The following is a 4311-nucleotide window of genomic DNA, read 5'->3' as shown; positions in this document are numbered from 1 at the left end:
ATATTGTACTCAAGATTATTTAAATTAATTTCAAGCCAAGCGGCTCTATTGCCCTTCATTTATTTTACCTCCATCATCTTAATAGCTTTCGGTATAAACTCAATTATATCGCTTGCTATTAATGAATATTCTGTGTATTTTTCTTTTGCAAGATCCCCTGCTAAGCCGTGCAAATATACTCCATATTTCGCTGCATCAAAGGCCGTGAAGCCTTGAACAATAAGCGAAGCAATAATTCCAGAAAGCACATCGCCTGAGCCTGCTGTCGCCATACCAGGGTTTCCTGTATGATTTATGTATTCATTGTCTTTATCCATGACAATGGTATTGTGGCCCTTTAAAACAACCACCACTTCAAACTTATCACTAGCAAGGCGCGCATATTTACTTGGATCTTCTATAATTTTTTCTATGTCCACATCTAATAGCCTTGAAAGTTCAGCAAAATGCGGCGTGATTATGGCCCTGTATCCTAGTTTATTTCCATACTTTTTTAAATAATGAAGACCATCCGCATCAATCACAAGTCTTTTATTTGAATGTATTATATCTTTATAAATTTTATCTCTATTATCAAAAAATGACCATGCTGGTCCAAAAAGCACAGCGTCTATATCTGCCAAATCATAATTATCACTCAATCTAATTATAGTTTCAGATAGCTTCACGCTGAGTATATCTTGTATATTTTTATCAACGTATAGATAAGATAGTCCGCAGCCCGTCCTCATCGCAGCAAGCGAGGCAAAGTAAGGCGCTCCAGTCATTGATAGAGACCCAGCAAATATGGCAAGCTTACCATAGTCACCCTTATGAGTAAAGTCATCTCTTTTTCTAAACACCTTAAATTCATCTTCAATATTGATTTTGCTAAGCGTTTCACCTGTACTTGCAATGCTTATGGCGTAGTCACCATCGTGCGAGATTGAGACAAAAAAATTTATACCATTCACATAAGCAAATGGTACATCATTCTTTCTCTCTATAGAGATGTCTTTATATTGTAGTCCAGCTAAATTGCCATTTAAAGCCTTAATAATAGCTTCTTTAGCAGCAAAAATTCCAGCACAAGTTTCATCAGCCTTAGCTGATGATTCTATATAGCTTATCTCCGCATCACTAAAGAAGCGATTCAAAAACTTTTCATTTTCCATTAATTTTCTAATTCTAGATATTTCAAGTATATCTACACCTATACTCATTAAATTATTCCTCTAATCTCTTCAAAACTTGCTATCTTATTATCATTCATGTATTTTTCTAAGTCTTCAGCAATATTTGCCATAATCATAGGCTCTGTAAAATTCATAGTGCCTACTTGTACAGCACTTGCCCCAGCCATAATAAATTCAATAACATCTCTGTAATTACTGATGCCACCCATGCCTATAACAGGTATATTAACTGCCTTTGATACTTCATATGTCATTCTTAAAGCAATAGGCTTGATTGCAGGGCCTGATAGACCTGCAGTTTTATTGTTAAATACAGTTTTGCGTCTGTCTATGTCTATGGCCATAGCGTTAAATGTATTGACAAGGCTTAGTGCATCTGCGCCGACTTCTTCGCATGCTTTAGCCATCTCTACAATGTCATTAGCATTTGGTGATAGCTTTACTATAAGCGGTTTATCTGTTATATCCCTAACTTTTTTAACAACATCTTTTGCAATGCATGTCTTGATGCCAAAAGCCATGCCGCCGCTTTTAACGTTTGGGCATGAAATATTAAGCTCTATCATTTGAGCTTCAGTTTTAGATATTAATCTAACTGCCTCTAGGTAATCTTCTATATTATTACCGCCAATATTAACAAGTGTAATAAGGTCCTTCGATAGTAAAAAGTCTAGTTCATTATCGATAAAAGCTTGTATGCCAGGATTTTCAAGGCCTATAGAATTCATAAGCCCGCTTGGAGTTTCGAATAATCTTATGCCTTCGTTACCATCTTTTGGATTTAGTGTAAGTCCTTTAGTGGAGACGCCACCTATCTTTGAGATATCGTAGTACTCCTCATATTCTTTACCAAAGCCGTAGGTTCCGCTCGCCGCGATTAGTGGGTTTTTAAATTCAATATCAGCTATCTTTACTCTTAAATCAGTCAATTAAAAACACACCTCCTCCAAATATTGGTCCGTCTTTACAAACACGTCTCATGCCAACTTTAGTCTTTATACTGCAGCCCCTGCATGTACCTACGCCGCAAGCCATCCTTGACTCCATACTTACAAGTACTTTATTTCTATTATGAGCCTTTAGTAATAAGGCTTTCATCATTGGGAACGGTCCGCAAGTGTATATCTTATCATATTTCTCTGATTCTAAAATATCTATGATATAACCTTTGTAGCCGACCTTGCCACTCTCTGTAGAAATATAAGTATTTTCAACATATTCTTCAAAATCTTCGATTAAGTATGGATTATCTCTAAATCCCGCGTAATAATCTATATTCTTAGTGATATCTTGTATTGATCTAGCAAGGTACTTAAGAGGCGCTATACCAACGGAACCGCCAACTAAAGCCACTTTTTCATCTTTATTAGGTAGCGGGAACTTATTTCCAAGTGGTCCAAGTAGATATAATTTATCGCCTTTTTTAAGCTTCATCATTATATCTGTTCCTCTACCAACATTTGCTACTAAAAGATAGATATTGCCCTCCTCATCTATATCGTAGATGCTTATGGGTCTCGCTAGAAGAGGGTCTGTTCCTTGCCACGATTTAATCATATAAAATTGTCCAGGTGCACCTTCGAATGGTCCACTTACTTTTAAAACGTAGATATTGTCAATAATGTGATTGTTTTCTAATATCGTACCCTCTTTATATGCATTTCTAGCCACAGATATCCTCCTTCATATTTATAACAGCTTCTCTAATGTATTGTAAATAATTTTCAGATTTATAATCGGCATCTTCCATGTGCTTCATATGGCTTGTTATTATTCCTCTTGATGAGTTAACAATGCCTCCATTAAGCTCTGTGAGTAATTTTCTTACAGTTGAAGCCTTTCCGCCTTGAGCACCATAGCCTGGAACTAAGAAAAATTCTCTAGGAAATCTCTTTCTTATCTCATCTTGTTCGCCGCTATCCATGATATTGTCGCCAACAACGAAGCCTAATGATGAATAACCATAGTCACCGATGTATCTATCTGCAATCTTACTTAGATTGTCACCAATTATATTATACAATGTTTCGCCTTTACTTTCAAGGTATTCTATGTCTAAAGCGCCAGGATTTGATGTTCTTAATAAGACAAATATTCCTTTTTCTCCGCTTTCCAAGTAAGGTAAATATGGTTTTATGCTGTCATAGCCCATAAATGGTGAAAGTGTTATAAAGTCAGCTTCAAAATCTCCTTCAAAGTGTGCTTTTGCATACATTTCAGCTGTTTTGGCAATGTCTGATCTCTTGATGTCGCCTATGCTTAGCTTATTCTTCTCTCTAAGGTACTCTAAAGTTTTTTTGTATGCTACTAGTCCTTCTACACCTAAAGCCTCGTAGTAAGCAATTTGAAGCTTATATACAGCTACTAAATCATAGCTTGCATCAATTATATCCTTGTTGAATTTAAAAACTCTATCTGCTATGCTTTCTATACTATTTAAATGCTCTGGAATATAGGACAAATCTGTGTCTAAACCGACACAGATTGGACCAAATTTTTGAACTTCTTCAAATAATCTATCTATAATCATATTATTCGCCGTAAACATGATCACAGTAAGCACATTTGTATTTGCCTTTTTCTTTATCAACTAAGACAAATTTGTGAGGAATATTTCTTTCAACAGATGTTATACAGCGAGGATTCTTGCATTTTATAACGCCTTCTACAACTTCTGGAAGAGTAAGATTAATCTTTCTTTCGATCTTTTCATCTTTTATAACGTTCACTGTGATGTTTGGATCGATAAAACCTAGTGCAGATAAATCTAAATCTATTTCATTTTCAATCTTAATCATATCTTTTCTGCCCATCTTTTCACTTTGCGCATTCATTATAAGAGCTACAGTGAAATCAGCTTCTCTAAGATTTAGATATTCAAATATTTGTATGCCATGTCCAGCTTGTATATGGTCTATAACTATACCTTTTGAAATACTATTTATACTTAACATTATTTAACCCCCAATAATTTTGCTATCAGTGCCATTCTTATATACATACCGTTCTTAACTTGTCTAAAGTACCAAGCTCTTGGATCGTCGTCTACGTCTACAGCTATCTCATTAACTCTTGGTAGTGGATGTAGTATTGCTAGGTCTTTCTTAGCATTTTTTAGCTTTTCAAGGTCTAGAAC

At 35.4% G+C, this 4311-nt stretch carries 5 protein-coding genes and 1 pseudogene; all 6 read right to left on the bottom strand.

What is annotated here, in order from left to right:
• Positions 1-59: 59 nt before the first annotated feature.
• Complete coding sequence (locus tag Q0E71_RS06495; protein ID WP_294797171.1) at positions 60-1202, bottom strand: NAD(P)H-hydrate dehydratase; 1143 nt, start codon at positions 1200-1202, stop codon at positions 60-62.
• Positions 1202-2104 carry a dihydroorotate dehydrogenase gene (locus Q0E71_RS06490; protein ID WP_294797169.1) on the bottom strand — a complete coding sequence of 301 codons (903 nt, stop codon included), beginning with the start codon at positions 2102-2104 and terminating at the stop codon, positions 1202-1204. The genes Q0E71_RS06495 and Q0E71_RS06490 overlap by 1 nt, the downstream gene beginning before the upstream one ends.
• Positions 2097-2846 carry a dihydroorotate dehydrogenase electron transfer subunit gene (locus Q0E71_RS06485; protein WP_294797167.1) on the bottom strand — a complete coding sequence of 250 codons (750 nt, stop codon included), beginning with the start codon at positions 2844-2846 and terminating at the stop codon, positions 2097-2099. Before Q0E71_RS06485 ends, Q0E71_RS06490 begins: the two co-directional genes overlap by 8 nt.
• Positions 2839-3705: an orotidine-5'-phosphate decarboxylase gene (gene pyrF, locus Q0E71_RS06480; protein ID WP_294797165.1), complete on the bottom strand. Its 867-nt coding sequence runs from the start codon at positions 3703-3705 to the stop codon at positions 2839-2841. Before pyrF ends, Q0E71_RS06485 begins: the two co-directional genes overlap by 8 nt.
• Position 3706: 1 nt before the next feature.
• Complete coding sequence (locus Q0E71_RS06475) at positions 3707-4129, bottom strand: aspartate carbamoyltransferase regulatory subunit (protein WP_294797163.1); 423 nt, start codon at positions 4127-4129, stop codon at positions 3707-3709.
• A pseudogene (locus tag Q0E71_RS06470) lies at positions 4129-4311 on the bottom strand (aspartate carbamoyltransferase); the annotation flags it as partial. The gene Q0E71_RS06475 and the pseudogene Q0E71_RS06470, both read right to left, overlap by 1 nt.

Origin of the sequence: uncultured Fenollaria sp., assembly GCF_934202865.1 — a bacterium.
Lineage (GTDB): Bacteria > Bacillota > Clostridia > Tissierellales > Peptoniphilaceae > Fenollaria.
The sequence above is the reverse complement of the archived record's forward strand: the minus strand, read 5'-3'. Positions and strand labels throughout refer to the sequence as shown.